Origin of the sequence: Rothia sp. HMSC073B08 (assembly GCF_001812975.1) — a bacterium.
Classification (GTDB): Bacteria; Actinomycetota; Actinomycetes; order Actinomycetales; family Micrococcaceae; genus Rothia; species Rothia mucilaginosa.
Genome location: NZ_KV811048.1, coordinates 43,839 through 70,108 on the forward strand (window position 1 = coordinate 43,839; position 26,270 = coordinate 70,108).

The 26,270-nt window shown below is 59.9% G+C and carries 17 protein-coding genes; 7 read left to right on the top strand and 10 right to left on the bottom strand.

Going from position 1 to position 26,270, the window contains the following annotated elements:
* Window positions 1-188: 188 nt before the first annotated feature.
* On the bottom strand, window positions 189-1,907 hold the full coding sequence (locus tag HMPREF2884_RS00775) for a S8 family peptidase (protein WP_070614830.1): 1,719 nt from the start codon (window positions 1,905-1,907) through the stop codon (window positions 189-191).
* 606 nt (window positions 1,908-2,513) lie between these two features.
* Between HMPREF2884_RS00775 and HMPREF2884_RS00780 the strand changes: the two genes are divergently transcribed.
* Window positions 2,514-4,436: a S8 family peptidase gene (locus tag HMPREF2884_RS00780; protein WP_070614831.1), complete on the top strand. Its 1,923-nt coding sequence runs from the start codon at window positions 2,514-2,516 to the stop codon at window positions 4,434-4,436.
* A gap of 104 nt (window positions 4,437-4,540) precedes the next feature.
* On the opposite strand, the gene HMPREF2884_RS00785 is transcribed toward HMPREF2884_RS00780, so the two are convergent.
* The 5 genes from HMPREF2884_RS00785 to HMPREF2884_RS00805 form a co-directional block, all read right to left on the bottom strand.
* The gene (locus HMPREF2884_RS00785; protein ID WP_049327452.1) at window positions 4,541-6,547 is read right to left on the bottom strand and encodes a S8 family peptidase; all 2,007 of its coding nucleotides are present in this window, start codon (window positions 6,545-6,547) and stop codon (window positions 4,541-4,543) included.
* A gap of 641 nt (window positions 6,548-7,188) precedes the next feature.
* A complete protein-coding gene (gene purM, locus HMPREF2884_RS00790) occupies window positions 7,189-8,334 on the bottom strand; it encodes a phosphoribosylformylglycinamidine cyclo-ligase (RefSeq protein WP_060824316.1) in 1,146 nt (381 codons plus the stop codon).
* Complete coding sequence (gene purF, locus HMPREF2884_RS00795) at window positions 8,334-10,085, bottom strand: amidophosphoribosyltransferase (RefSeq protein WP_060824317.1); 1,752 nt, start codon at window positions 10,083-10,085, stop codon at window positions 8,334-8,336. Before purF ends, purM begins: the two co-directional genes overlap by 1 nt.
* Window positions 10,086-10,325: 240 nt before the next feature.
* Window positions 10,326-10,742 (bottom strand): sterol carrier family protein, encoded by a 417-nt coding sequence (locus HMPREF2884_RS00800; protein ID WP_371325918.1) that lies wholly within the window; start codon window positions 10,740-10,742, stop codon window positions 10,326-10,328.
* Window positions 10,743-10,780: 38 nt separating this feature from the next.
* A complete protein-coding gene (locus tag HMPREF2884_RS00805; RefSeq protein ID WP_070614833.1) occupies window positions 10,781-11,908 on the bottom strand; it encodes an asparaginase in 1,128 nt (375 codons plus the stop codon).
* Window positions 11,909-12,479: 571 nt separating this feature from the next.
* Between HMPREF2884_RS00805 and HMPREF2884_RS09320 the strand changes: the two genes are divergently transcribed.
* The 3 genes from HMPREF2884_RS09320 (at window position 12,480) to HMPREF2884_RS00820 (ending at window position 15,450) form a co-directional block, all read left to right on the top strand.
* Entirely contained in the window at window positions 12,480-12,821 is a 342-nt protein-coding gene (locus tag HMPREF2884_RS09320) for a hypothetical protein (RefSeq protein ID WP_171840176.1), read from the top strand.
* 151 nt (window positions 12,822-12,972) lie between these two features.
* Window positions 12,973-14,256, top strand: coding sequence for a phosphoribosylamine--glycine ligase (purD, locus tag HMPREF2884_RS00815; RefSeq protein ID WP_070614835.1), 1,284 nt, complete (start codon window positions 12,973-12,975; stop codon window positions 14,254-14,256).
* 267 nt (window positions 14,257-14,523) lie between these two features.
* The gene (locus HMPREF2884_RS00820; RefSeq protein ID WP_049351957.1) at window positions 14,524-15,450 is read left to right on the top strand and encodes a phosphoribosylaminoimidazolesuccinocarboxamide synthase; all 927 of its coding nucleotides are present in this window, start codon (window positions 14,524-14,526) and stop codon (window positions 15,448-15,450) included.
* A 118-nt stretch (window positions 15,451-15,568) separates the two neighbouring features.
* Here HMPREF2884_RS00820 and HMPREF2884_RS00825 read toward each other — a convergent pair whose 3' ends face one another.
* Both HMPREF2884_RS00825 and HMPREF2884_RS00830 read right to left on the bottom strand, forming a co-directional pair.
* Window positions 15,569-16,417 carry a FadR/GntR family transcriptional regulator gene (locus HMPREF2884_RS00825; protein ID WP_070614837.1) on the bottom strand — a complete coding sequence of 283 codons (849 nt, stop codon included), beginning with the start codon at window positions 16,415-16,417 and terminating at the stop codon, window positions 15,569-15,571.
* 221 nt (window positions 16,418-16,638) lie between these two features.
* On the bottom strand, window positions 16,639-18,312 hold the full coding sequence (locus HMPREF2884_RS00830; RefSeq protein WP_070614839.1) for an L-lactate permease: 1,674 nt from the start codon (window positions 18,310-18,312) through the stop codon (window positions 16,639-16,641).
* 843 nt (window positions 18,313-19,155) lie between these two features.
* Between HMPREF2884_RS00830 and HMPREF2884_RS00835 the strand changes: the two genes are divergently transcribed.
* From HMPREF2884_RS00835 to HMPREF2884_RS00845, 3 genes are read left to right on the top strand one after another with little or no spacing between them, the layout of a single operon-like run.
* Complete coding sequence (locus HMPREF2884_RS00835; protein WP_005504630.1) at window positions 19,156-19,950, top strand: (Fe-S)-binding protein; 795 nt, start codon at window positions 19,156-19,158, stop codon at window positions 19,948-19,950.
* 16 nt (window positions 19,951-19,966) lie between these two features.
* On the top strand, window positions 19,967-21,595 hold the full coding sequence (locus tag HMPREF2884_RS00840) for a LutB/LldF family L-lactate oxidation iron-sulfur protein (protein WP_070614841.1): 1,629 nt from the start codon (window positions 19,967-19,969) through the stop codon (window positions 21,593-21,595).
* Window positions 21,595-22,239 (top strand): LutC/YkgG family protein, encoded by a 645-nt coding sequence (locus HMPREF2884_RS00845; protein WP_049351951.1) that lies wholly within the window; start codon window positions 21,595-21,597, stop codon window positions 22,237-22,239. The genes HMPREF2884_RS00840 and HMPREF2884_RS00845 overlap by 1 nt, the downstream gene beginning before the upstream one ends.
* Before the next feature lie 216 nt (window positions 22,240-22,455).
* Here the strand turns inward: HMPREF2884_RS00845 and HMPREF2884_RS00850 are convergent, their stop codons facing one another.
* A complete protein-coding gene (locus HMPREF2884_RS00850; protein WP_070614842.1) occupies window positions 22,456-24,015 on the bottom strand; it encodes a molybdopterin-dependent oxidoreductase in 1,560 nt (519 codons plus the stop codon).
* Between the two features lie 607 nt (window positions 24,016-24,622).
* The gene (locus tag HMPREF2884_RS00855) at window positions 24,623-26,206 is read right to left on the bottom strand and encodes a cation:proton antiporter (RefSeq protein WP_070614844.1); all 1,584 of its coding nucleotides are present in this window, start codon (window positions 26,204-26,206) and stop codon (window positions 24,623-24,625) included.
* Window positions 26,207-26,270 lie beyond the last annotated feature (64 nt).

Genomic DNA, 26,270 nt, shown 5'->3' on the forward strand with positions numbered 1-26,270 from the left:
GGCGTGCCCAAAGATTTCTCCCACCTGTCAGTCGTGAGGGTGGGTGGGAGAAGCATGCTGCAGCATCAAAAGCCGCAGCGTTCTGTTCACGAAAAGCCCCCGCTGAGAAAACTCAACGGGGGCTTTTTGTATGTGGCATCCTTCAGAAGCCTATTGGCTCACCGGCTTCCGAGCTGGCAACATGCCGATTACTGACCGGGAATCAGGCCGTGAGCAGTAATCAGGAACGGCGGGTTGTGGTTAACAGCCGGGTTAGTCACGTAACCAACACGTGCCGCACGGGTCGGGTGCTTGGGTGCACGCTTCGGCCAGGGCTTTGCCTGCGGGTTCGGGTCCTTCTTGCCCTGCACCATAGCCAGTGCGCTCGCGGCGTTCACAATGCCGGAACCGCAACCGTTCACATCGCAGGTGAGCGGCTTGGAGCTCTGCTTCAGAATCTGCTTTGCACGCTCAGCGTTCAGCGAGGGATCCACGGACTTCATTAGAGCAATCACGCCAGCAACCTGGGGTGCTGCCATGGAGGTGCCGTCGTACTCGGTGTAGCCTGCGCCGGTGGACACGGTGGTACCCAGATCCACGGTGGACATGATGCTACTGCCGGGGGCGCTCACATCAACAAGCTTGCCGTAGTTGGAGAAGTCGCTACGCTTACCGTTCTGGTCGGTAGCGCCCACCACGATCGAACCGCCGCAGTTAGCCGGAGCGACCTTGGAAGTGTCCTGACCATCGTTACCAGCAGCGACAACGAGAATCGCGCCGCGCTTGTTCACTTCAGCAATAGCCTTGGAGTAGGTTGCGGGGCAGGTGCCTTCGCCGCCGAGGGAGAGGTTAATGATCTTGGCGGGGTTGGAGTTCGCAGGAACGCCTTCAACGGTGCCGCCGGCTGCCCAAACCATTGCATCCGCAATGTCGGAGTCGTAGCCGCCGCACATGCCCAGGGCACGCACGGGCAGGATCTTGGTGGAGGGTGCCACGCCGACGATACCGCGCTTATTGTTCATAATCGCCGCGATGGAGCCGGCAACGTGGGTGCCGTGCCAGTTCGACTCGCTTGCCTCTGCATCAGCACCGCAGACGCCCGCTTCTTCCCAGTTGCCCTGGTCGGTCGGGTCGGAGTCGCGGCCGTTGCCGTCACGAGCAATGGAGGGCTCGGTGATGAAGTCGTAGCCGGGCAGGACGTTAGCGTCCAGGTCGGGGTGCTTGACGATGCCGGAGTCAATCACAGCAACGGTCACGCCGGCACCCTGGGTGGTCTTCCACGCTTCGGGGGTAGCCAGACCCTTGGTGCCGTGCAGGTTCCACTGCTGCGGGTAGAGGGTGTCGTTCGGCGCCACAACCTGGTTCGACGCCTGGGCAGCCTGGGCTACCTGAGCGACCTTGGAGTTTGCGGCGGTACGGGTGCGTGCGTTGGAGCGGCGCAGCAGGTCGGGCTCAACCGACGCGACGGAGGGGTTAGAGCTCAGCGCCGCCATGTACTTCTCTGCCTGCTCCGCGGTGAGCTTGGAGGAGAGAGTCACCACGGTTGCCTTCTGAGCGGTGGTGCGTACGTAGCTGGTCTTGATTTTGAAGAGGTCATCGACGCTCTTCACCTCGGAGGTGAGACCCTGGTAGAGGCCGTCGTTCCAGGTGGCAACCTGGGTGCCTGCGGGGCTTGCCCAGTTGATGCCACCTGCGTTCAGAGCGCTATCGGTGTAGGTGATAACGAATCGGTTGAAGCCTGCCTTCTGCTGTGCGGAGCTGAGGGAGGAAATGGTGGTGTGCGCCTTGGCGCGCTCGGCTCCGTTAGCCTTGGCGGGTGCCGCGAAGGATGCGGGGGCGCCCAGGGTCGTGACGAGTGCTGCGGCGGTGCCCAGGCTCAGCGCGGTGCGTGCGACACCGCGCGCTGAGGGGTGAGTGGTAAAAGACATCGGGGTCCTTTGCGTATGTGAGTGCCGGAAGCGGCAAGTGGGTTGGTCATCCACTCACATAAATGCACCTTCGAGAAAATATTTGCATTCTTTTGCATATTTGCTTGTGAGGAGCGAATAGAAAAAGAAAATGCACATCACTGCATTGATGTGTATTTTTCTCTAAACCCCCGTGCGGGAGTTCATCGGAAGTAGTTTATGTGGTGAGATATCGCTATCCTAGCACCTTTTTCTATGTTTGGCGGGGCTAAAACTCGATAGTGTGGCGTAAATAATGAGATTTTTCTTTCATGTAAATGCAGATAAAGAAATGCCTAGTCGGAATATTCTCGCGACTTAAAGTAGTGATTTAAGTTTTACTCATCTATGCATAAAATGACCTGCATCACAAAGGTTATTTTATTCATAAAGTAACTGAAAAAGGGTGCTAGAGTATCTCACGGTGCGTACCCGTGCACGCACATTGTGGAACCACTTCACAGCACACACAATGCACCAACACCTCACTCTTCCGTATTCACTCGTACCGAGCACACGCCCTCAACGCGAGACGGCAACGCTACGCCGCATCGTGCGCACCCGGTACCACTCACCTCAAGGACGTCCATGCTTCGCATTGCTCGCCCCTCGCAGGCACGCTCCTCACAGCGTTCCCTGCTGAGCTTCGTCACCGCAACCTGCCTGCTCTCGGCAAGCGTGATCCCCGCCGTGGCGGCACCCACCGCGCTGGCCACCCACGCAACCCAGGCTTCGGCGGCGGCACAGGCTTCTAACACCACCCAGTCCGCGCCCGTGGCATACAACCGCTTCATCATCACCTATACCGATGAGGCGAAGAACGCCGCCTCCGCCGACGCCACCGCAGATCAGATTGACTGGTCCGCATCCGCCGGTACCCAGCAGGCAACCTGGAGCGACGCACTCTACGCGGGCATCAGCTCCGAGGTGCAGAGCATTGACGAGCTGCTGAACATTAAGACCAGCTACGTCCGCTCCACCGCGCTGGATGCCAGCGTGGTCACCACCTCCGCAGAGCTCACCCCCGCTCAGGCGCAACAGTACATGGACGCCCTGAGCGCGAACTCCAAGGTCGCCTCCGTGTCGCCAGATATGCGCCGCTACGCCACCGTGGATAACACCTCGGAGACCGTCAAGATCAACGACCCGAAGATGAACCGCATGTGGTCCCTCACCGGTGAGAAGGGCATCTCCGCCCTGGAGGCGTGGGGCACCACCCGCGGCAAGGGCGTGACCGTGGCGGTGCTTGACTCCGGCATTACCGCCCACCCGGACCTGGACGCTAACGTGCTGCCCGGCTACGACTTTATTGCCGAGTCGGCGTTCTCCAACGACGGTAACGGCCGCGACTCCGACCCGACCGATGCTGGCAACTGGACCGTAGATAACCAGTGCTTCACCGGTTCGAAGGCGACCGCCTCCGACTGGCACGGCACCCACGTGGCGGGCACCATTGCCGCTATCGCGAACAATAACGAGGGCATTGCCGGCGTGGCACCCGAGGCGAAGATCGTGCCCGTGCGCGTTCTGGGCGCCTGCGGCGGCTTCGACTCGGACATCACCGACGGCATTATTTGGGCTGCCGGTGGTAGTGTGCGCGGTGTCCCCGCAAACCAGAACCCCGCCCAGGTCATTAACATGTCCATCGGTAGCGAGGGCACTTGCACCACCCCGTACCGCCAGGCGATTGCTCAGGCGAATAAACGCGGCTCCATCGTGGTTGTCGCGGCGGGTAACAACAACTTTGATGCCTCGAAGTCCAGCCCCGGCAACTGCGAGGACGTCATCAATGTGGGCGCAACCGATAAGAATGGCAAGCGCTCCTACTTCTCTAACTACGGCTCCCGCGTGGACGTGAGCGCACCCGGTGGCGACCGCCGCTACTGGGGTGGCGGTATTCTCTCCACCCTGAACGCCGGTAAGACTGCTCCCGGTAAGGCCGACTACGCCGAGTACCAGGGCACTTCCATGGCGGCACCGCATGTTGCCGGTATTGTGGCGCTCATGAAGTCGGTCGACCCGAAGCTGACGTATGCTCAGGCGAAGAAGGCTCTGCAATCCACCTCTCAGGGTGTTGAGTGCGACCAGTCCGCGTGCGGTTCCGGCATTGTGAATGCGGCACGCGCGGTTCAGCAGGTCCGCTCCGACCGCGAGGCTGCGGATGCTGCCGCGGCTGAGGCAGCACGCAAGAAGGCTGAGGAGGAAGCCGCACGTAAGAAGGCGGCTGAAGAGGCGGCACGCAAGAAGGCTGAAGAGGACGCTAAGCGTCAGCAGGCCCCCGCGCCTAAGGCAACCCCGGCTCCGAAGGTGACCCCCGCTCCTAAGGCTAGGACCCGCCCGTCCCGCCCGGTGACTCGCCCCTCCTACCCGTCGCGTCCGCGTCACGGTCACACCTCCCGTTACCGCTCCTGGTACGGTGCTTCTGCGAACACCTACCCGAGCAGCGGTTACCCGAGCAGTGCATACCCGAACACTGGCTACCTGGGCTTCGCGACCGGTAATCACCGCTAGTCAAAACTGATTTTAGATACGAAAAGCCCCCGATGAGTTCTCTCATCGGGGGCTTTTACTATGCGCTGTCGACTGGGCCTGGTGCGAAGCCGGTAGCGGATAGCTTATTGTTCATTGACCTCGCGGGGCTTCTGGGCGGGGTTGGTGACTAGCGGTTCGTCCTGGGTGATGGGCTCGGCGTCACCGTTCAGGTCGTAGACCTGGGCATCTTCGGGGATTTCCATGGCGGGAGCGCCGGGAATCCGGTCGTAGTCACCGGTGAGGCTCTCGCCGTTGGCTCCTGCCGTGAGAGCTTCTGTGGTTGCTTTGGCTGCCTCGGCGGCGGCGGCTCTATCGGCAATCTTGGTGTTAGACGCGCCTGCGCTCAGTCCCTTAGAGATCACCTTGATCGTCTTGCGCGGTCGTAGGTAGGTCACCCTACCGTTCGCGTCCAGGTTTCCAGCCTGTTTAGCCAGTTTGAAGCTGTTGATAATGCCTCGTCCACAGAAGTACTTATCGCATTTGATGCGGTTCGTCCCCATGAGAGTAAACGCCTCCTCGACCTGCTTAGTGGTCATGGAGGTGCCGTTGACCAGCTGCTGCGCCAGCAGAGCGGAGACGTGCGGTGCCGACATGGAGGTGCCGCTCTCATAGTCGTAGCTGAACTTAGTATTATCAGGGCGGTCGAGGCTGTTCATGGACAGGGTGAGGATGTTTTCACCCGGTGCCAAGATGTTAACCCTCGTGCCGTAGTTCGAGAATGATGCTCGCGTGCCAGCCTTAGTGGTTGCGCCAACCGTGATGACGCCCATGCAGTTGGCGGGCGCGTACTTGGAGGCCTCCGTGTTGCCGTTACCCGCTGCTGCGACCACGATTGCGCCCTTGGAGCGGGCGATGTTGATGGCGCGCTGGTAAGCGGCGGGGCACTGGGTTACGGTGCCGATGGACATGTTGATAATCTTGGCGGGGTAGGTGTTATCAGGCACCCCGTCGACGTGTCCGCCGGCTGCCCAGATGATGGCGTCGGCAATGTCGGAGGTGCGGCCACCGCATCGGCCCAGCACGCGCACGGGCTGCACACGGGCGAGGTCGGCGGTACCAACCATGCCCATGCCGTTGTTGCCGCGGGCGCCGATAATGCCGGCAACGCTGGTGCCGTGCCAGGTGGAGGTGTGGGCGTTCGCTTGATCCTTGCAGAGGTTGTAGGGCGCGTAGTCGCCTTCATCCTTGGGGTTGGGGTCGCGGCCGTCGCCGTCGCGGGCGCTGAGGGGGTCGCTGACGAAGTCGTAGCCGTTCGCCATGCCGGTGACCAGGTCGGGGTGCGGTACGTAGCCGGTGTCGAGTACGGCGACCTTCACGTATGCGCCGCGGCGCAGGCGTGCGTTACCGGTGTTCTGAACGCCGGTGGTGGGGTTGGTGAGGTTCCACTGCTTGCTGTACTGCGGGTCGTTGTACTGGAAGGTGATGTCGCCCTCTGCGGCGGGGTAGTTGATGTAGTCGGGTTCGACGGAGGCTACGTCCGGGTCGGAGGCGACCTTCGCCATGAACTCCTTCGCCTCGTTTTTGTTGAGGGTTTTGGAGGTCTGGATGACGGCGTCATCGGTGGAGGTACTGCGCAGGATTTGAGTGTCAACGTTCAGAGATTCACTGGCAACATCAACGGTGTCTTTAACGTCATTAGCAATGTCTTGGATTGCATCCCGATTGCCTTCGTTCTGCTGCTTACGCTGCTTGGCTTCGTCGGTGTAGGTGACGATGAATCGGTCGAAGTTCTGCTGGGGAAGCGTGCCGGGGGCTGCCGCGGTGGGGGTGGTGGGGCGTGCTACGCCGTTGCGTGTGAGGGTGAGGGGGCTGACGGGGCCTTCAATCTGGGGCGCTGCCTGAGCTGCTGCCAGGATGGCTTCGTCGCTGGGTGCCTGCGCGAGGACGGCGGGTAGGTCGCCTCCGAAGAGGAGTGCGCCGGCGGCGAGCAGGCTCATGGCTGCGTGTGCGGGGCGCTTGCGGCGGCGGTTATCGGGGCAGGGGTCATCGGTGCGGCGGTTATCGGTGTAGAGGTTATCGGTGCGGCGGTTATCGATGCGGGGGCGAGGAGGTGTTTCGGTGCGCTGCGCACCGATGTATGGAAGCCTCATCTGGTTCTCCTGATGTAGGTGGTATGCGGACTGTGTGATGTGTACTGGTGCTTCCGTCTGCAGATGCACGAGGTGCGTATAGGGTTTTTACAGGGCACTAAAAGGGACCTCTTTGGGTGCGCTGAAGTAATGAATGGGGTGAGGGAATAGTGTTTTGTAGACCCTTTTTCGTACCGAAAGAACCCTTTTTTGGACGGTGTGCAACGTACATTTCTAAGGTATCACCTCAAGGTGAACTTGAGGGATTTTTGAGGTGCTTTTCACGGGTTAATGTGCAGAAAATCAACCTCTGGAGGCTGAATAGTGCCCAATGATTGAGAGTTTATGTAAGTAAAGCTTGAGGGTTGGAATATGCGAGGCAGGATATGCGGTACCTCTTGCTGACAGGGGAGAGAAATAAATGTTTTAACACTGTGGTGTAAGCACTGAAATGCATTAAAAATGCAGTTGATAGCAAAAAATAAAAATAGCCCAAAATACGCGTGAAAATAAATAAAAAGCTGGCATCAAACACACGGGGCAGCACGCCCCGCCGGTAGACACACAAAGACCGGGGCGGCCACCGCATCGGTGACCGCCCCGGTCTATAGAATCATCAGCACCAGCAAACTGGCGCTCGCTACCTACTGGAGAAAGCGTCCTTAGGAAGCGTAGGAGCCCAGCAGGCGAACCGCGCCGCCGTCCACGCCCTTAGCGCCCTGAACGTAATCGGGGTTGTTAGCCTCGGGCTCACCGGCGGCAACAACGTCACCCATAATCCAGGAGGGGATACCGCGGTCGTTCAGACGCTTGGTAGCAGCCTCAGCCACGGAGGGGTCAACGATAGCAATCATGCCCACGCCCAGGTTCAGGGTGCGCTCCAGGTCGGCAAGGGGCACATTGCCCAGCGAACCGATCAGGGAGAAGATGGCGGGAATCTGCCAGGTGGAGCGGTCCACGCGACCCTCCAGGCCCTGAGGCAGAACGCGAGCCAGGTTAGCAGCCAGGCCGCCGCCGGTCACGTGCGAGAAGCCGCGTACACCGCTACCGGTGGTGCCGTCTTCGCCGTTGACGGGGAATGCCGCCGCCAGATCCAGGCAGTCCGCCGCGTACACGCGGGTGGGCTCGAGTAGCTCCTCACCGATGGTGCGACCCAGCTCGTCCACCTGGCGCTCCAGGCCCCAGCCGGCTACGTTCAGGACCTTGCGGACCAGGGAGTAGCCGTTGGAGTGAATACCGGAGGACGCCATAGCGATCAGCACGTCACCCTCGCGCACGCGGTCCGGGCCGAGCAGCTCGTCCGCTTCAACCAGACCGGTTGCGGCACCGGCGACATCGTACTCATCCTCGGCCAGCAGGCCGGGGTGCTCAGCGGTTTCGCCGCCAACCAGGGCGGTGCCAGCCTGTGCACATGCGCCAGCGATACCGCGCACAATGTCAGCGATACGCTCGGGAACGACCTTGCCGGTGGCAATGTAGTCGGTCATGAACAGCGGCTTAGCGCCGCAGACCACGATGTCGTCCACGACCATGCCGACCAGGTCGTAGCCGATGGTGTCGTGAATATCGAGTGCCTGCGCAATAGCGACCTTGGTGCCCACACCGTCGGTGGAGGTAGCCAGGTAGGGCTTGCGGTACTTGACGAGCTCGGAGACATCGTACAGGCCCGCGAAGCCGCCCACGCCACCAACGACGGAGGAGTTGTGGGTCGCCTTGATAGCGCCCTTCATCAGCTCAACGGCGCGATCGCCAGCCTCTACGTCAACACCTGCGCTCGCGTAGGTTACGGTGGTGGTGTTCTCGCTCATTAGGATTCCTTCGGGGTAGCGGTAGCGGAGGAGTTTGCGGGGATGCGGTCCTGCTCGGTGAGCAATGCCTCGAGGTCGGCGTCGGGGCCGGGGTTGCACATGCCCATACCGGCATCGTCTGCGGCAACCTGTACTGCGGAAGGGTCGAACTTCGTTTCGAGAGTTTCGGTTCCTTCGCGGGTTTCAATGGAGACTGCCTCGGCGTGCTCAGGCTTGGAGGGGACGGGGCGCTCCACGGTCACCTCAGCTGCCTTGCCGGCGAGGGGTCCGCCCTTGCCCTTTTCTCCAGCGTCGAAGAGGGACTTGCCGCGTCGTTCCTCGCTCGGCAGCTCGATCGGGTATTTGCCGGTGAAGCATGCGGTGCACATGTTTTCGGCGGGCTGCTCGGTGGCTGCCATCATGCCGTCCTGGGAGATGAAGCCGAGAGAATCGGCACCCAGGGAGGAAGCGATTTCGTCCACGGACAGGCCGTTAGCGATCAGCTCCGCGCGGGAGGCGAAGTCAATACCGTAGAAGCAGGGCCACTTCACGGGCGGGGAGGAGATGCGCACGTGCACTTCCTTCGCGCCAGCTTCGCGGAGCATACGCACGAGGGCACGCTGAGTGTTACCGCGAACAATGGAGTCGTCAATGACGACGAGGCGCTTACCGGCAACCACGGACTTCAGCGGGTTCAGCTTCAGGCGGATACCGAGCTGGCGGATAGTCTGCGAGGGCTGAATGAAGGTTCGGCCCACGTAGGCGTTCTTGACCAGGCCGTTACCGTAGGGGATGCCGGACTCTTCGGCGTAACCAATAGCAGCCGGAACACCGGATTCGGGGGTGGGCATGACCAGGTCAGCTTCAACAGCGTGTTCGCGGGCGAGCTGACGGCCCATTTCTACGCGGGATTCGTAGACGCTACGGCCGGAGATGGTGGTGTCCGGGCGTGCGAGGTAGACGTACTCGAAGACGCAACCGGCGGGCTTAGCTTCTGCGAAACGCTGGGAACGCAGACCGTTCTCGTCAATGGTGAGGAATTCGCCGGGCTCCACTTCACGCACGTAGGATGCGCCGACAATATCAAGTGCCGCGGTTTCGGATGCGACAACCCAGCCGCGCTCCAGGCGACCGAGTACGAGGGGGCGTACACCCTGCGGGTCGCGTGCGGCGTAGAGAGTGTTCTCATCCATGAAGGTGAGGCAGAAAGCACCGCGCAGGGTCGGCAACAGGTCGAGCGCTGCTTCTTCAAGGGAATCGAAGTCATGCTCTGCCAGTAGAGCCGTAACGAGTGCGGTGTCGGTGGTGTTACCCTGAGCAAGCTCACCGTGCTTGGGGGGCTTGCCGCCGTTCTTTTCGAGGATACGGTCGTAAAGGTCAGCGGAATTGGTGAGGTTACCGTTGTGCGCCAGACAGAGCGTGCCGTGCGGGGTGGTACCGAGGGTGGGTTGTGCGTTAGCCCAGTGGGATGCGCCGGTGGTGGAGTATCGGGCGTGGCCGATAGCGTGGTCGCCGGGCATGGAGCTGAGGGTGGCTTCGTCAAAGACCTGGGAGACGAGTCCCATATCTTTGTACACGTGGATGCGTTTGCCGTTACTGGTTGCGATACCTGCTGATTCCTGGCCGCGGTGCTGGAGTGCGTACAGACCGTAGTAGGTTAGCTTTGCCACGTCCTCGCCGGGTGCCCACACGCCGAAGACGCCGCAGGCGTCCTTGGGGCCGTGGTCAATCGGATCGAGGTCGTGAGTGAGTTTTCCGTCGGGACGAATCAATTCACTTCTTTTCGACGTTGGGACTGCGGATGCGTCTGCGCAGGCGCAAGACGGACGTGTGTTTCTGTACTCGCACCTGCCTGTGTGTGCGGTAGCATACACCAGACCTTTAAAAGTGTACCGGGTTTCAATGTAGACGTGGTGAAGGATACGCTAAATACCTCAGGATGGACCACTAGAACAGGCACCAAACACGCCAAATCACGAAAACTGCGTGGACCTGTGAGCTCGTAGCGAATTCTAGAAGAGCGGCAACAAACCCGAAAGGTCACTACGCTCACCCGACGCATCCAGCGCACCGGCACTCACCGCCTGCGCCCACGAACAGGCACCCAGAACCAGCGCCGCCCACACGAGCGGACGCGCCTCCACAACGGACGGGGGAGTGCCGCGCGTATGGCGGGGGCCAGCAATACACTGAGTCACACCCAGCGGGGGTACACGCACCTCCACACTATTGCCGGGGGCGAGGGTTGCCAGCTCCTCCAAGGTGAAGCGCACAAAGGTCGCACGCACCGAGCGGGGGAGCGCGGCAAACGCCTGCTCCACCTCGGCGCTGTTCAGCAGGTACTCGCCTTGGGCATGCACATCTGCAGGCTCGCCGGCTGCCGCACGCTGCGCCTCAAAGAAAGCACGCACTTCGCGTACCGCCGCCATGCCGTCTGCTTCGGAAGTTTTACGTCGAATCGCCACGATTAGTCCTCTTCCGGGGCGCCGGGAACCAGACCCTCGCGGGTGAAAAGCTCCTCATACACACGCAGCTCGCCCACCTCAACCGGCTTGCCGTCCACGTAGCCGCCGGTCACCGGGTGAACCACCAGCGCGAGTAGGCGCTCGCATTCCTCGGCGCTCAGGTAGCCGCCAGCGGCGAGAGCACGCAGAGCCACGGCGTACATGGCGCGGTGCGAACCGTCGCTCATCTTCACCACCACGGATGCGCCCGAACGCAGACCAATGCAGAGCACGCCCTCCGCACCGCCCTTGACGATCGCGTCCAGTTCTTCGCTGAGCACGGTGTCGGGGGAGCCGGGTGCCTGAATCAGCTCGGGGTAATCCACCATGGCGGTCGCGACCGTGGAGGCGCGCGCATCCGCGCCGAGGTTGCGGATTGCCGCACCCAGGGTCGAGTAGGCGCGTGCGGCACCGGCCAGGGAGACGGCGTGCACGGGCGCACCGCAGCCATCAACGCCGATAGCGGCTACGGGCTCGCCGGTGAACGCCTCAATTTCTTCGGTGATGACCTGCTGCAGCGGGTGGGCGGGGTCGAGGTAGTTGTGCAGAGTCCAGTCCTGCGAGCCCTCTTCGAGGTCGCCGCGCTCAAGCTTGGCGGTGCACGCCCACAGGAATGCGGCGTGCTTGCCGGAGCAGGGGTGCGCCAGGGCAGTAGCGGCAAGGTTCGCCTGAACCATTGCCTGGCGTGCCTGCTTGTCGGAGGGGAGCGTGGGCTTGAGCGCCAGGTTTGCCGGGGTGAGCGGGTTGGCTTCGGTGCTGCCCTGGGTGAGTACGTCCTGCACGGCGCGCATCTGCTCGAAGGTGCCTCGATGCGAGCCGCAGGCGATGGCGACCTGGGAGCCGCGCAGGGGTGCGCCCGCCTTCATGGATCCGATGGCCTGCAGCGGCTTGGCGGCGGAGCGCAGGTAGAAGGGCTCGTGAATGTCGCCGAGGGCAAGCTGTACTTCGCCGTCGGGGCCCAGCAGGATGAGGCGGCCGCGGTGGCGTGCCTCAATGAAGTTGTTGCGGGTGAGCTGCGCGAGTTCTACGTCGAAGGTGCTGCTGTGGTCGGTGGTGTGAGTGGTTGCCTGTGGGGTGGTGCTGTTGGTCATTCTTCTAGTTTAAACGGGGCGTGCGGCTTGACCCTATTTGTCTCTGGTGGCGCGGAGCTAGGATGGGCTGGCACCGTCGAGGGAGAGCCCTGTGAAGAGATTCACGTTTACTGCGAGTTGAAGCTATGAGTAATTCATTTTTATAATTGAAGTGTGCTCAAGCGCAACGGGTAAGACTAAGGTAAGTGAGCGAGGCGCAGCCCGCACGAACCGAAAAACCCAGCACCGCATAGGACCGACCACGATTGACGCCCGACGAACCATTCTGGCGCCTCGACGTACCGCCTCATGAACATGGCGATGACCAAGGCAGCGGCAGATGAGCAAAACCCCACCCCGTCAATCGATGAGCTATGAGTGTATCCACGGTTCATCATCTCTGACATGCCCCAATATGCAGTCTGAGAACGGGCGTAATGTATCCAGTACGCAATTGATGCAGTCCCGGGGCCTCTATATCTAGGCGAAACTAGTTAGACGTGACCCGGTACGAGTATGCATCGCTTAATGCCCCTTACCCCTCAACTCACTCTTGATTGGTGAGCGGCAAACCATGTAAAGGAGTACATCCATGGCAGAGCAGAACAACACCTCCGCAAACACCTCCGCACAGAACGTCTCCCCCAAGGGTGGCGTGGGCGTGGATTCTGAATTCCACGCAAAGTTCTTCCCCATCCTGGCTCGCGTTGCTTCTGTGACCGCAGTGCTCATGTATGTCTTCTACTTCCCGCAGATTATCGGTAACCTGAACGGTCACAAGGGTGACTGGATCCAGCCGCTGGTCGCTGCGGTGAACTGCACCCTGTGGGTTCTGTACGGTCTGTGGCGCCCCAAGAAGGATGTTCCGATTATCATCGCGAACCTCCCGGGTATTGTCTTCGGTGGTGTGGCTGCCATTACCGCCCTCATCTAGTGCTTTTAGCTTGATTCGGTAGCTTCGGTTACCGCGCTGTGCGGCTCTTCTCTAGCGTGCATTCTTACGAATGTGCCGCTACATGAGAAGAGCCGCATTTTTAGTGAGCCCAGCTCACGTTTTTAGAGTGATACCGGGTACCCTGAATAGCATGAAGGTTTTGGTACTGGGCCCCGGCGGCCGCGAACACGCAATTATTCGAGCGCTTCTGCGCGACCCTGAGGTAACCGAGGTGCACAGCGCCCCCGGCAACGCCGGCATTGCCCAGGATGTTCCCGTCCATGCAATTGATGCGAATGACCCCGCCCAGGCAACCGCCCTGGCACGCGAACTGAACGCCGACCTGGTCGTTATTGGCCCGGAGGCGCCGCTGGTCGCCGGTGTTTCTGACGCACTGCGTGAGGCGGGTTTTGATGTTTTCGGCCCCTCCGCAGCTGCCGCTCAGCTGGAGGGTTCTAAGGCTTTCGCTAAGCAGGTCATGGAAGAGGCTTCCGTGCCGACTGCCCGCGCTTACGTGGCAACGAATGCTGCTGAGGCGCAGGCTGCCCTGGACGAGTTCGGTGCACCCTATGTGGTGAAGGACGACGGCCTGGCAGCAGGTAAGGGCGTTGTGGTGACCGAGGACCGCACCGCAGCACTGGAGCACGCTCAGGCTTGCTTCAACGCTGGCGGTACCGTGGTCATCGAAGAGTTCCTGGACGGCCCCGAGGTGTCCCTCTTCGTCATTTCTGACGGTAAGAACGTTCTGCCGCTGTCCCCGGCTCAGGACTTCAAGCGCATTTTTGACAACGATGAGGGCCCGAATACCGGCGGTATGGGCGCCTACACCCCGCTTCCCTGGCTGCCCGAGGGCTTCGTGCAGGAGGTCGTGGAGAAGGTTGCCCGCCCGACCGTGGCTCGTATGGCTGAGCGCGGCACCCCGTTCGTGGGTGTGCTCTTCTGCGGCCTGGCTGTGACCAGCCGCGGCGTGCGCGTTATCGAGTTCAACGCCCGCTTTGGCGACCCGGAAACCCAGGCGGTTCTGGCGCGTCTGCGCACCCCGCTGGGTCAGCTGCTGCGTGCGGCTGCTCGCGGTGAAATTTCTGAGGGTACCGAGCTGGATTGGGATCCCCGCACCGCAGTGGACGTGGTTATGGCTGCTGAGAACTACCCTGACACTCCCCGCAAGGGTGATGTTATCTCCGGTCTGGATGAGGCGAATGCTCTGGAGGGCGTGCACGTGATTCACGCGGGTACTGCCGCATCCGAGGAGGGTGTGCTGACTGCTGGCGGTCGTGTGCTGGCTGTTGTGGCGCTCGGTGAGAACCTGGGCGCTGCCCGCGCCGCCGCCTACGAGGGTGTTCGCGCTATCTCTTGGGCTGGCGCGCAGTACCGCACCGATATCGCGCTGAAGGCTGTGGAGAATCGCATCCAGATTCCCGCCCCGCGCGGCTAAAACCTAAGGTGACCGGCTTCCCCGCTTGAGGGTGGGGGAGCCGGTCGCTTCTTTGCCACTCGCTTCTTAGCTTTGTGCCGCCTCAGCTTTTCCCGGGTTCATTTCCTCAGCTCGGGGTGCTGTCGGCGGCGACCGGGGTAGGTTGGGCTCTCAAGATTGTGCCGTATTGATGACTGATGGCACTATCGGGAGCCGCGCCTGTCGCGGTATTGTAATTACACAGACTTTTTGCATCCACATCACACCACCTCATCAGGAGAAATTCTCATGACTTCTCGTTCTAACCCCGTGGAAATCCCGGGCTGGACTCACATTTATTCCGGCAAGGTCCGCGACCTGTATGTTCCGAATGAGGAACGTTTTGACGCTACCGGCTTGACCGTCAATGATGACGCTGAGCTGCGTGCCGGTTCGGTCATGGTTGTCGCCTCGGACCGTATTAGCGCTTTTGACCGTATTCTGCCCACCGAGATCCCGGATAAGGGCAAGATTCTGACTCAGATGTCCCTGTGGTGGTTTGAGCAGCTCAAGCAGGTTCCGAACCACGTGCTGTCCACTGATGTTCCGGATGTTGTGGCTGGTCGCGCGATGATTTGCCGTTCGCTGAACATGTTCCCGGTGGAGTGCATTGTGCGCGGTTACCTGACTGGTTCGGGCTTGGCGGCGTATAACGAGACCGGTGAGATTGCTGGTGTAAAGTTGCCTGCGGGTCTGGTGGATGGTTCCCGCCTGGACACCCCGATTTTCACTCCGACCGGTAAGGCTGAGGTGGGTGAGCATGATGAGCTGGTGACCCGTGAGGAGCTGTACGCTGAGGTGGGTCAGCCGGTGGGTGAGCGCCTGGAGGAGCTGAGCCTGAGCCTGTACACCACTGCCGAGAAGATTGCTCGCGAGCAGGGCATTATTCTGGCGGATACCAAGATGGAGTTCGGTACCGATTCGTACCGCGGCGAAATCACCCTGGGTGATGAGGTGCTGACCCCGGACTCTTCGCGTTTCTGGGATGCGACCCAGTACGAGCCGGGTCGTGCACAGCCGAGCTTCGATAAGCAGTATGTGCGTGACTGGCTGCGTTCCCCGGAAGCGGGTTGGGACGGTTCGGATAACGTGCCGCACCTGCCTGAGGAGGTTGTGGAGAAGACTCGTGCCCGTTACGTTGAGGCGTATGAGCGTCTGACCGGCACGAAGTTCTAAACTCAATATTTCGGACCGAATAAGTCTTTGAGATAGCTAAAGGGCGGTGCCCCGGAAGGTCATTCTTCCGGGGCACCGCCCTTTAGCTATGTGGGGTTATGAGGTTGAGTGGCACATCCTAGCCGGCGTGAATGTTCTCGTGGCACAAATCCTCGTGCAGAATATCCCGCGCCGGATGCTGCCGCGCCCGCTCCTCCGCTGCACGGTCAGACAGCGAATAGAACCACGTAATATGCTCGCACACCCGCTCGTAGGCCGCCTGCTCATCGTGAGAGGCAATCGCCTCAATAATGCCGTAATGCTGCCGCTGCAGCGTGCGCTTGACCGCCTCCCAATCCTTCAAGAAAGGAACCGCCTCCTGCACATAACTCATTGTCGCCATGTGCAAAGAGTCAATCACCGTATCAAGCACAATATTGCCGCCGAGCTTCGACAGCTCATAGTGAAAACGCGTATCGCAGAAATGGAAGCGCTCATCGCTGATCTGCTCATCCATCTCCGCCAGATGCACGCGCGCCCGCTCCAGCGCCGCCGCACGCTCCGGTGTGTCCGGCGCGGCAGCCGCCGCACGTGCCGCGGGGCCCTCCAGCAGCAGGCGGGTTGAGACAACGTCCTTCACCGGCAGGCTGCGGGTCGCAATGTGCATGCGCAGCGCCCAGCTGAGCGCATCCGACGGCTCAGAAATGATAATCGCGCCCGACTTCGGTCCCGAACCCGTGCTGGAACGAATCAGACCCAGCGCGTTCAAAACCCGAAGGCCCTCACGGACCGAGGGGCGGGAAATACCGTGCCGTGCCGCCAGCTCACGCTCGGAGGGGAGCTTATCGCCCACACGCAACTCACCCAGGCGCAGGCGCCGCTCAAAGGTCTCCAGAATGATGCTGTAGCTGCGGTCCGCCAGAATCGGCTGGCGCTCAACCACAGGGGGCGCCTCTGCAGGCTGGGTGTCGTCAAAAGAACGAGGCATACTCTCTCCTGATAACGAGGCGGATAACGAAAAGAAGTCTCGACTCAGCATGTTCTCCCAAACTATTGGGGCAACCTATCGAGTCATAAGGGGCATAAAAAGCGGGGCGGCGATACCGGAAAGGTACGCCGCCCCGCTGTGGCCTCCGGTCAAACCGGGGCGAATGTCCTACTGTTCGTGAAGCGGATGCTTCAGGAACTCTCTAAAACCTGAGCTTCAGATTAGGGAATCATGAAGGACAGCACGTTGGTCTGCAGGAAGACCAGGACGCAGACGAACAGGAGCATAGCGAAGGACCAGGGGAGGACAGCCTTGAGGATGTCGGATTCCTTGCCTTCCATGTCCACGGAGGTAGCAGCAATAGCCAGCGACTGCGGGGAGATCATCTTACCGACCACACCACCGGTGGTGTTAGCAGCCAGCATGAGCTCGGGGGTTGCGCCGTGGATACCTGCGTGCTGCAGGTTCTCAGCAGCAGACACCTGCAGCTTGGAGAACAGTGCGTTCGCGCTGGTGTCCGAACCGGTCACAGCGGTACCGATCCAGCCCAGAGCCGGTGCGAGGAACGCGTAGACGGTGCCCAGGCCTGCCAGGAAGGTACCCATAGCAATGGTCTGACCGGAGAAGTTCATGACGTATGCCAGTGCCAGAACCGAAGCAATGGTCAGGATGGACCAGCGCATGCGGTAGACAACGGAACCGAACTCGGTGAAGATTGCCGGGAACTTGAAGGCGTAGCGGCCCTTCTCGTTGAAGAAGAAGTAGACGACAGCAACAACCAGACCGGAAATGATCAGCAGGGTGCCGGGGTTGGACATCCACGCGAAGTTGTAGACAGCGTCCTTGACGGGCTTGCCGTCAGCGGTGACGAGGCGGGAGCTCAGAGCCTGGATATCAATCTTGATGACGAAGCTCTTCAGCCATGCCTTCAGGCCAGCGTGCAGGTTAGCAACACCGAAGATTGCAACGACGATGACGTAGGGCAGCAGTGCCATCCAGACGCGAACGGCGGGCAGAGCTTCCTTCTCTTCAGCCTGTGCGGGCAGACCGTAGCGTTCACGAACGCCTGCGACGCCGCGCGGCTTCCAGAACTGCAGGAAGATCACGGCAACGCCCATGGAGACGATGCAGGCAACAACGTCGGTCAGGTTGTATGCGGGGGTAGCGGCGGTGACCCACTGTGCGATAGCGAAGGAAACGCCGATGACCAGTGCGGGCAGCCAAGCGTCCTTCAGGCCCTTCATGCCGTCGAGGATGACGAGCAGGATGAGCGGAACGAGCATTGCCAGGAACGGAGCCTGGTGACCAACGATGGTTGCGATAACGTGTGGGTCCTTGCCGCCAACGTCAGCTGCGGTGGTAATCGGGACAGCAACTGCGCCGAATGCCACGGGTGCGGTGTTAGCGATCAGAACGGTGACAGCAGCCTTAAGGGGCTTAACGCCCAGGGAGAGAATCATGGTTGCGGTAATTGCAACGGGAGCGCCGAAGCCAGCCAGTGCCTCGAGCAGACCGCCGAAGCAGAATGCGATGAGGATAGCCTGGATGCGCAGGTCGCCGCCGCCGAGGCGGTCGAAGACGCGGCGCAGGTCTTCAAAGCGGCCGGAGAGAACGGTGAGCTGGTAGAACCAGATTGCACCGAGGATAACCCAGCAGATGACCAGGCCGTAGATGCCACCGCGGACGGCGCTCAGACCGGCGAGGTCAGCGGGCATGTGGAAGCCCAGCGCTGCTACGAGGATAGATGCTGCCAGTGCCACGAGTGCGGACCAGTGGGCGCGTGCCTTAACGCCCAGTAGCATCACAAAGAAGGTGAGGAGGGGAATGGTTGCCACGAGCGCGCTGAGGCCGAGGCTACCTCCCACTGCATTGGTTACAGCGGTATAAGTTTCCACTGGAACTCCTTTGGTTCAGGGTGTGTTTTGTGTGTGGTCAGACCATAGATAATTCTGTGGGGAACGAGTCATTGTTCCCTGCATGGGGATGTGGTCAGACCATTGATCGCATGTTTAGAAGAGTACCGGATAATGTGGTGTTTCACCAAAAGTGACCTGACTCATTTTTGTGGAAGGCGACCGGAACCTGGGCTCGCTTCCAGTGAAACTGCCGAAATATTGCGGTTCTGATAGTTAATTCCAGGTTCTGAAACTCGAATATTTTCAGATACATCACGAGTTGGGTGTATGGGTCATTGGTTTACCCAGGGGAGAGTCTTCATTTGGACGCATATACCCGAAAAGAATGTTGTTTTAAAAAGGAAAAGCCCCATAAAACAACCATAAAATCTTCAGAACGGCGGATTTCTAGGGGGTTTATGGTCCACTTCTGTGTGTTTGATAAATGTTCAATCTGCGAAAAGAATATAGGGGTCTTACGGGGGGTGCATGGGAGATGAGGTCACATGTACCGGAAGGTAGGGAAATATACCTTAAGGTCAGGTCGACCTAACCGGTTATTTAACAAGGAAAGTATGTGCTATTCCAACTAGAGAAAAGCCGTCCAACGGTGTTAAATGGCTAGAAAGATAAAAGACATCACCACGGTTTCTGATCCCACCGCATCCCACCTCCACTTGGGGCGCGCACATTAGCCGGAACCATCCGGCCCAGCTTCCCCGACTCAATACATCTGAGTCGCTTCTTTGGAAGACCGAACTTGTTCGGACTGTGCCCCGCCTGCCCCAGACGCAGGCGGTGAGACCGAGAAACTCTGAACACAGAGGAAAGGACGGACAAGTCATGCGCATTGCACTCTTCTCCACGTGCATCGTTGACGGCATGTACCCCCGCGTAGCACGCGCCACCGTCGAAATTCTTGAGCGCCTGGGCCACGAGGTTGTCTTCCCCCCGAACCAGACCTGCTGCTCTCAGATGCACGTCAACTCGGGCTACTTCGATGACGGTTACGAAGTCATCAAGAACCACGTTGAAGCTTTCGACTCCTGGGACTGGGACGTAGCTGTTGCACCCTCCGGCTCCTGCGTTGCTTCCCTGCGTCACCAGCAGGCAATGGTCGCACGTAGCCGCGGCGACGAAGCGCTGGCTCTGAAGGCAGAGCAGATTGCTTCCCGCACCTTCGAGCTTTCCCAGCTGCTAATCGACATCCTGGGCATCACCAACGCTGCCGAGCAGCTCGGCTCCTACTTCCCCGAGCACGTCACCTACCACAGCTCCTGCCACGGTATGCGTATGCTCGGCCTGGGCACCCGCCAGCAGGACCTGGTCCGCACCGTCGAAGGCATCAAGTACACCCAGCTCGAGGGCATGGACCAGTGCTGCGGCTTCGGTGGTACCTTCTCCTTCAAGAACGCTGACGTCTCCGGCGCAATGGTCAACGACAAGGCAGACAACGTTGAAGCAACCGGTGCTTCCGTCTGCACCGGCGGCGACTGCTCCTGCCTGATGAACATCGGCGGTGCGCTGATGCGTCGCGGCTCGGACGTTCAGACCATCCACTTCGCTGAAATCCTCGCATCCACCAAGGAAAACCCGCTCAAGATCAACTCCGAGCGTGTTGAGCTCTCGATCGGCTAAGGAAAGATAAGACCTCATGACCGCTATTCAGCTTGGTATGCCCAAGGTCGTTCACTACGGCGAGGGCAACATTTTCGAAGAAACCCCCTTCCCCAAGTACGCGAAGGAAGAGCTCAAGAACGAGCAGCTACGCGCCAACCTGCGCTTCGTGACCCACGCGATCCGTAACAAGCGCGCACGCGTCACCGCAGAGGTGCCCGACTGGCAGGACCTGCGTAACACCGGTGAGTCCGTCAAGAACTACGTTCTGGCGAACCTGCCCGAGCTGCTCGAACAGTTCGAGCGTAACTTCACTGCCGCAGGCGGCCACGTGCACTGGGCACGCAACGCCACCGAGGCAAACCAGATTGCTTTGGACCTGATCCGCGAGCAGGGCGTGGACGAAATCATCAAGATTAAGTCCATGGCAACCGCAGAGACCGGCCTGAACGAATTCCTCGAGGAAAACGGCATCAACGCTATTGAGACCGACCTCGCGGAAGAAATCGTCCAGCTCGGCCACGACCGCCCCTCCCACATTCTGGTGCCCGCAATTCACCGCAACCGCCGCGAAATCCGCGACATCTTCCTGCGCGAAATTGAGGGTATTAACCCGGACATCACCGATGAGCCGGCAGAACTGGCAGAGGCATCGCGTAACCGTCTGCGTAACAAGTTCCTGAACACCACCGTGGCAGTCTCCGGCACCAACTTCGGTATTGCTGAGACCGGTACCCTGACCATCGTGGAGTCCGAAGGTAACGGCCGTATGTGCCTGACCCTGCCCGACACCCTCATTACCTTCATGGGTATTGAGAAGATTCTGCCCACCTTCCAGGACTACGAGGCATTCCTGCAGCTGCTGCCCCGCTCCTCCACCGGTGAGCGCATGAACCCCTACACCTCCATGTGGACCGGTGTGACCCCCGGTGACGGCCCGCAGAACATGCACGTCATCCTCATTGACAACGGCCGTACCGCTGTTCTGGCTGACGAGCTCGGTCGCCAGGCACTGCGTTGCATCCGCTGCTCCGCTTGCATGAACGTGTGCCCCGTGTACGAGCGCGCAGGTGGTCACGCCTACGGCTCCACCTACCCGGGCCCCATCGGCGCGATTCTGTCCCCGCAGCTCTCCGGTATCGAGGCTGCAGAGAACAACTCCTTGCCGTACGCATCCTCCCTCTGCGGCGCATGCTACGAGGTCTGCCCCGTGAAGATTAACTTCCCCGAGGTCCTCGTGCACCTGCGCGCTAAGGACGTCGAGTCCAAGCACGCTATCCGCGAGTTCGAGGGCAACAAGAAGGCTCCCTTCTCGCAGATGGACGGCATGATGCTCGGTGCGAAGAAGCTCTTCACCTCCGGCAAGATGATGTCGATTGCAGAGCGTGGTCTGCCCATGTCCCGCCTCATTACCGGCCGCAAGCACAAGATCACCGCTGTTCCCGGTATCGTCGGCGGCTGGACCGCTTACCGCGACATCCCCGAGCCCCCCAAGGAATCCTTCCGCAACTGGTGGAAGAAGGAGAAGGGTCAGGCTCCGGCACGCGATAACGCACAGCGCGTTGACATTCAGGCCCTCATCGAGGCTAACAAGGGTAAGGCAGCTGAAGCGGCTGCAAACGCTAAGGCTGCTCAGGAAGCCCGTGAAGCTAAGGAGAACAACTAATGTCCTCTGCTAAGGAAGATATCCTCGCACGTATCCGCTCGTCCCTGGCTGACGCACCCGTCGCCCCCGAGCCCGTACGTAACTACCGCCGCGTCAGCGAGCTGAACGAAGAGCAGACCATTGAGATGCTCGTCGACCGCCTCATTGACTACAAGGCAAATGTGTTCCACGCGAACAAGGAGAACATCTCCGAGGTCATCGCAGAACGCCTGGGTGAAAAGTCCACCTACGTGGTTCCCGAGGGCCTGAACATGGAGTGGCTGCCGGCTGACACCGCTGACCGCAAGCGCGTCACCGACTCCGGTAGCACCCTCAAGCCCGGCTGCCTGACCCTGAAGGAACTGGACGCAGTTGACGCTGTGGTGACCGGTTCGACCGTCTCCTGCGCAGAGACCGGCACGATCTTCTTGAACACCAACCCCGATGAGGGTCGCCGCGCCATCACCCTGGTGCCCGACCACCACATCTGCGTGGTGCCCCGTTCCACCGTGGTGGAGCTGGTTCCCGAGTCGATCGAGCGTATCACCTACACCCGCCCCGTGACCATGATTTCCGGTCCGTCGGCAACCAGTGATATCGAGCTGATCCGCGTGGAGGGCGTGCACGGCCCCCGTACCCTGGACGTCATCATCTACGACGCATAAGGTAAAGCGCCAGAAGGCGAACCTCTAAAGAAACCGCCCGAGAGCTAAGGCTCCCGGGCGGTTTCTTTATGCCCTCTTGGCTTCTGCATCTTTCAGAGCAGTAGAGAGCAGCGGAGAAGATAAGCGAACGGTGGCGGGCCCATGTTTCCCGCCACCGTTCTGTGCTTTATAGGGTGGTGTATCGACGGTTAGCGTCGTAGCGCCCCGTGAGGGTGCTTAGGCGCGTGCGTCGAAGTGCTGCAGACCGGAGTCCTCGCGGCTACCGCCCTGGCCATCGCCAACATCGTGGTAGTCCTTGATCCACTCAATCTTCTGAACCCACTTGACCATCTTGTAGCCGTGCATGGAGTCCGCACGCAGACGGAGCGGGCCACCGTACACATCGGGCAGGGGCTTGTCGTTCATGCCCCACGCCAGGATGGTCTCATCTTCCATTGCCATGGAGATGTCCAGGCACTCGTAGTAGGGTTCGGTCGGGCGGCCGTCGTAGGTGTGGCCCACGTGGCCGAAGGAGGTCACCATAACGTAGCGTGCCTCGTCGGTCTTCTCGACCAGTGCGAGAACGTCGCGCAGGCGCACGCCCTCCCACTTGGCGATGCCGGTCCAACCCTGCATGCAGGTGTGCATGGTGATGTTGACTTCCTTGCCCAGCTGCTTGAGCTCGTCAATGCTCAGGGACTTGGATTCCTTCACCAGGCCGCCCAGCTCGAGGCGGTAGTCAACGAACTCGTGCTCCTTCAGGCGGTTCCACTCGGTGCTCTCACGCTCTGTCGGCGGGCGAGTGTTAACCCAGTGGAAGGGCGAGATGTCGGCATCGGTGAAGGTCTTCTTCTGCACCTGACGGGAGGTGATACGGTCCAGCAGGACGTTACGAATCGGCTGGGTCAGACCCCAAATGAAGGTCTGGGTGAATCGCAGGTCGCGCAGGGACCAGTACGAAGCGAAAATCCACAGAGCCACAGCGAAGACAATGCCGCCAATGAGCATGGTGACTGCCTGAGCGAACTGTGCTGCGTCGACCTCGTTGTAGGGCTTGTTCAGCATCATGTGGGCGATGTTGTACTGGGGGTGAACCACGAACACCAGCGCCACGTGAATGACGGTGAAGACGCAGTAGAACGCCATGCCCAGGAAGTGGATGGAACGTGCGGTCTGGCGGTTACGGAAGAGGCGCACGTAGCCGGGGAAGCGGCCGCAGAATGCCGGGCTCATAATCGGGCCGGTTGCAATCATCAGCGGTGCCACGATGAACACCACAGTGAAGTACATAATCTGCTGCAGAGCGTCGTACGGCTGGAAATGCTCAATCGAGGGAATCTGGAAGCCAGCGTAAATCTGGATGGATTCCCACGCCTGCGGGATGATGTCCCAGCTGGTCGGGACGATGCGGCGCCACTGGCCGGTCAGGAACAGCAAGGAGACGTAGACGAGACCGTTAGCAATCCAGATAAAAGTTACAAGAGCGTGCCATGCACGGCCCAGACCAATCTGGGCATTACCGGGTAGGGAGATAAGCGGCGACAGTCGACGCTGGTCGTCGCGGGCTGTGAACTCACCGGGGACAGTCGGAACCTTGTCCTTGGTGAACTTGAGCCACTCGGAACCCGGGGTGCAGTGGTTGTTCCAGTACAGACGGGGGTGAGAGGCGAGAACTTCCCAACCTGAACGAATCAGGAAGCCCATCATAATGAAGTTGATGAAGTGCGTAATTCGGAGCCACGACGGGAAGTCCAGCTCTACGCCACCAGTGCTCGCGGTGAGGAGTAGTTGGTGCATGATATTTCCTTCAGAAATGACTGTGTGTGCAGACAATCGTTAGGATTCAGTGCGAGGCCTTGAGATGCGAGGTTAGAAATAGTTACCTTTCTGAACCATATGATCCTCCTCCATGGTTGGGAGCCGCCGGGGGTATCGTCGCGGATACTCCCGAAAGGGGCGCCTCCCGTGTGTGAGATGGGAGGTGCGCCAGCTCCCGCTGGGGCGGAAGCGACTCTGTGTATGTATGTTGGTTTATGTGTGTTTTAGGGAAATTCCCTGTCCGCTTTCAATTTTATAGGACAAAGTGTCAGTCGTGAAAGCTAAGACACGTCATGTTCTGTAATATTTGCATAAAAAATCCGAATTTAAGGAAGATTCTCATCTTTCCGCGGTTTATAGGGTCTTTCGGGTGCAAAAAACCCACCGCAGCCTCAAGAGGGGATGCGGTGGGTTTTGATTCTATATGTGGGATGCATGTTGGTTTGCAGGGCTTTAACTGCCTGGTATTGTGTGGTTTTATAAATTCAATCCCACATAAGGTTGCGGCGACTGTAAGCGAGATTCTCACTTAAACCGGTTTGTAACCGACCTTGAAACGCCGAAGGCAACCGTACCGTAGCCGCTGCTAGATTTCTGCAGAACCCGTATTTTCCGCAGAACCCTTACGCTTCTTTGCCCCAGCCCGAGAGGCTGCTCGGGACGCAACGCTAGAACCAGCGGAAGCGCCCGTAGCCTCGGCAGAGCCGGGCTGAGCATCAGCCGGGGACTCAGAATCGGGCTGGGACTCAGAATCAGGCTGGGTTTCGGAATCAGCCTGCGACTTCAAACGAACCACCGGAATCATGCCCGTGGCAAGCTTCGCCTGCGCATTACGCTGAGCCTTCAACGCATTCATCTGCTCCTTACGGCTCGGCTCCTGCTGAATCGGCTGACCAGAACCAAACGCCTGACGAATACCCAACGCCCATAGCGGGAACAGCAGAACCGTCAGCGCGCCGCCGGCAACCAGCAGCGACGCCGTGGACTCCTCCAAAAGATCCGAACTGGTCGCAACCTCCGTCACCGCCACAATAATCGGCAGACCCGCAGCCGAATACAACGCCAACTGCGCCTTCTGTGCGCGAGTGGTCAGACCCGAACGGGTATCGAAGAAATGCTCCGCCAAAAGAACCGGAACGCCGCGGCACAGCAGAATACCCACCACCACGGCAAGCAGACCCAAAGGCTTAGCCACCACAGCAGAGACATCAATGCCCATACCGCTAACCACAAAGAACAGCGGAATCATGAACGTAAAACCAACCACCTCAAGGCGGCGAGTCATCATATGCAAAGCCGCCGGAGGGGTCAGGGTACGCAGAATAAGGCCCGCCGCAAAGGAACCGAGCACCGCATCCAAATCAAAGAGGGCAGTGCACATGATTAGGGTCGCCAGCAGGAACATGGCAAGACGCAGAACCGTCTGACCGGTCGTATTCGCCTCCGCAGCCATAATCTGACGCAGACCCGGCACATGCGCAAACAGACGGTGAGGAATCAGCGCCACAATCACCGCCACCACCATAAACGCCAGCAACACCACAAACGCCATGCCCGGCGAACGCGAAGACAGCAGTAGTGAAATAGCGAAAATCGGCAGAAGCTCACCCACGGCACCGTGCACCAGCACCGCATTACCCACCGGTGTGCCGGCAGCACCGTGAGACTTCAACATCGGCAATAGCGTGCCCAAGGCCGTGGAACTCAACGCCACGCCCACCGCAATATACGTATTCAGCTCATGCGAGAACGACGTAATAACCGCCGCACCCGTCATACCCAGAGCAAAGCACACCACCCACGTGGCAATAGCGCTATAACCCTGACGGCTACGCAACGACGACACGTTAATCTCAAAGCCCGCAATCAAAAAGAGCATGCCCAGACCAAGCTCCTTCAGCAGCGGGATACCGCCCTCACTGCTGGCAAGGTTGAGCATATTCGGGCCGATGAGCAGACCAAAAATAAGCAGGAAGACCACATCAGGGATCTTCTTGCCCGTCAGACGCGAAAGAATCGGGGACAGCAACGCAACCAACGTAATCCAGAAAATGGACACAAACTGGCCGCTATCGTGGCTCGAACCTTCCGACAGAGTCGTACCCGAAGCAAGAAGAGCACCAGAAGCCCACAAATCCGTCAAGAAAAGCGGGGAAAAAGTCGAAAACATAAAACCTCAACGTGGTGTGTGCAGGTGGGGCGCGTTTGAGACAGCGAACGGGGCGAAAATATGC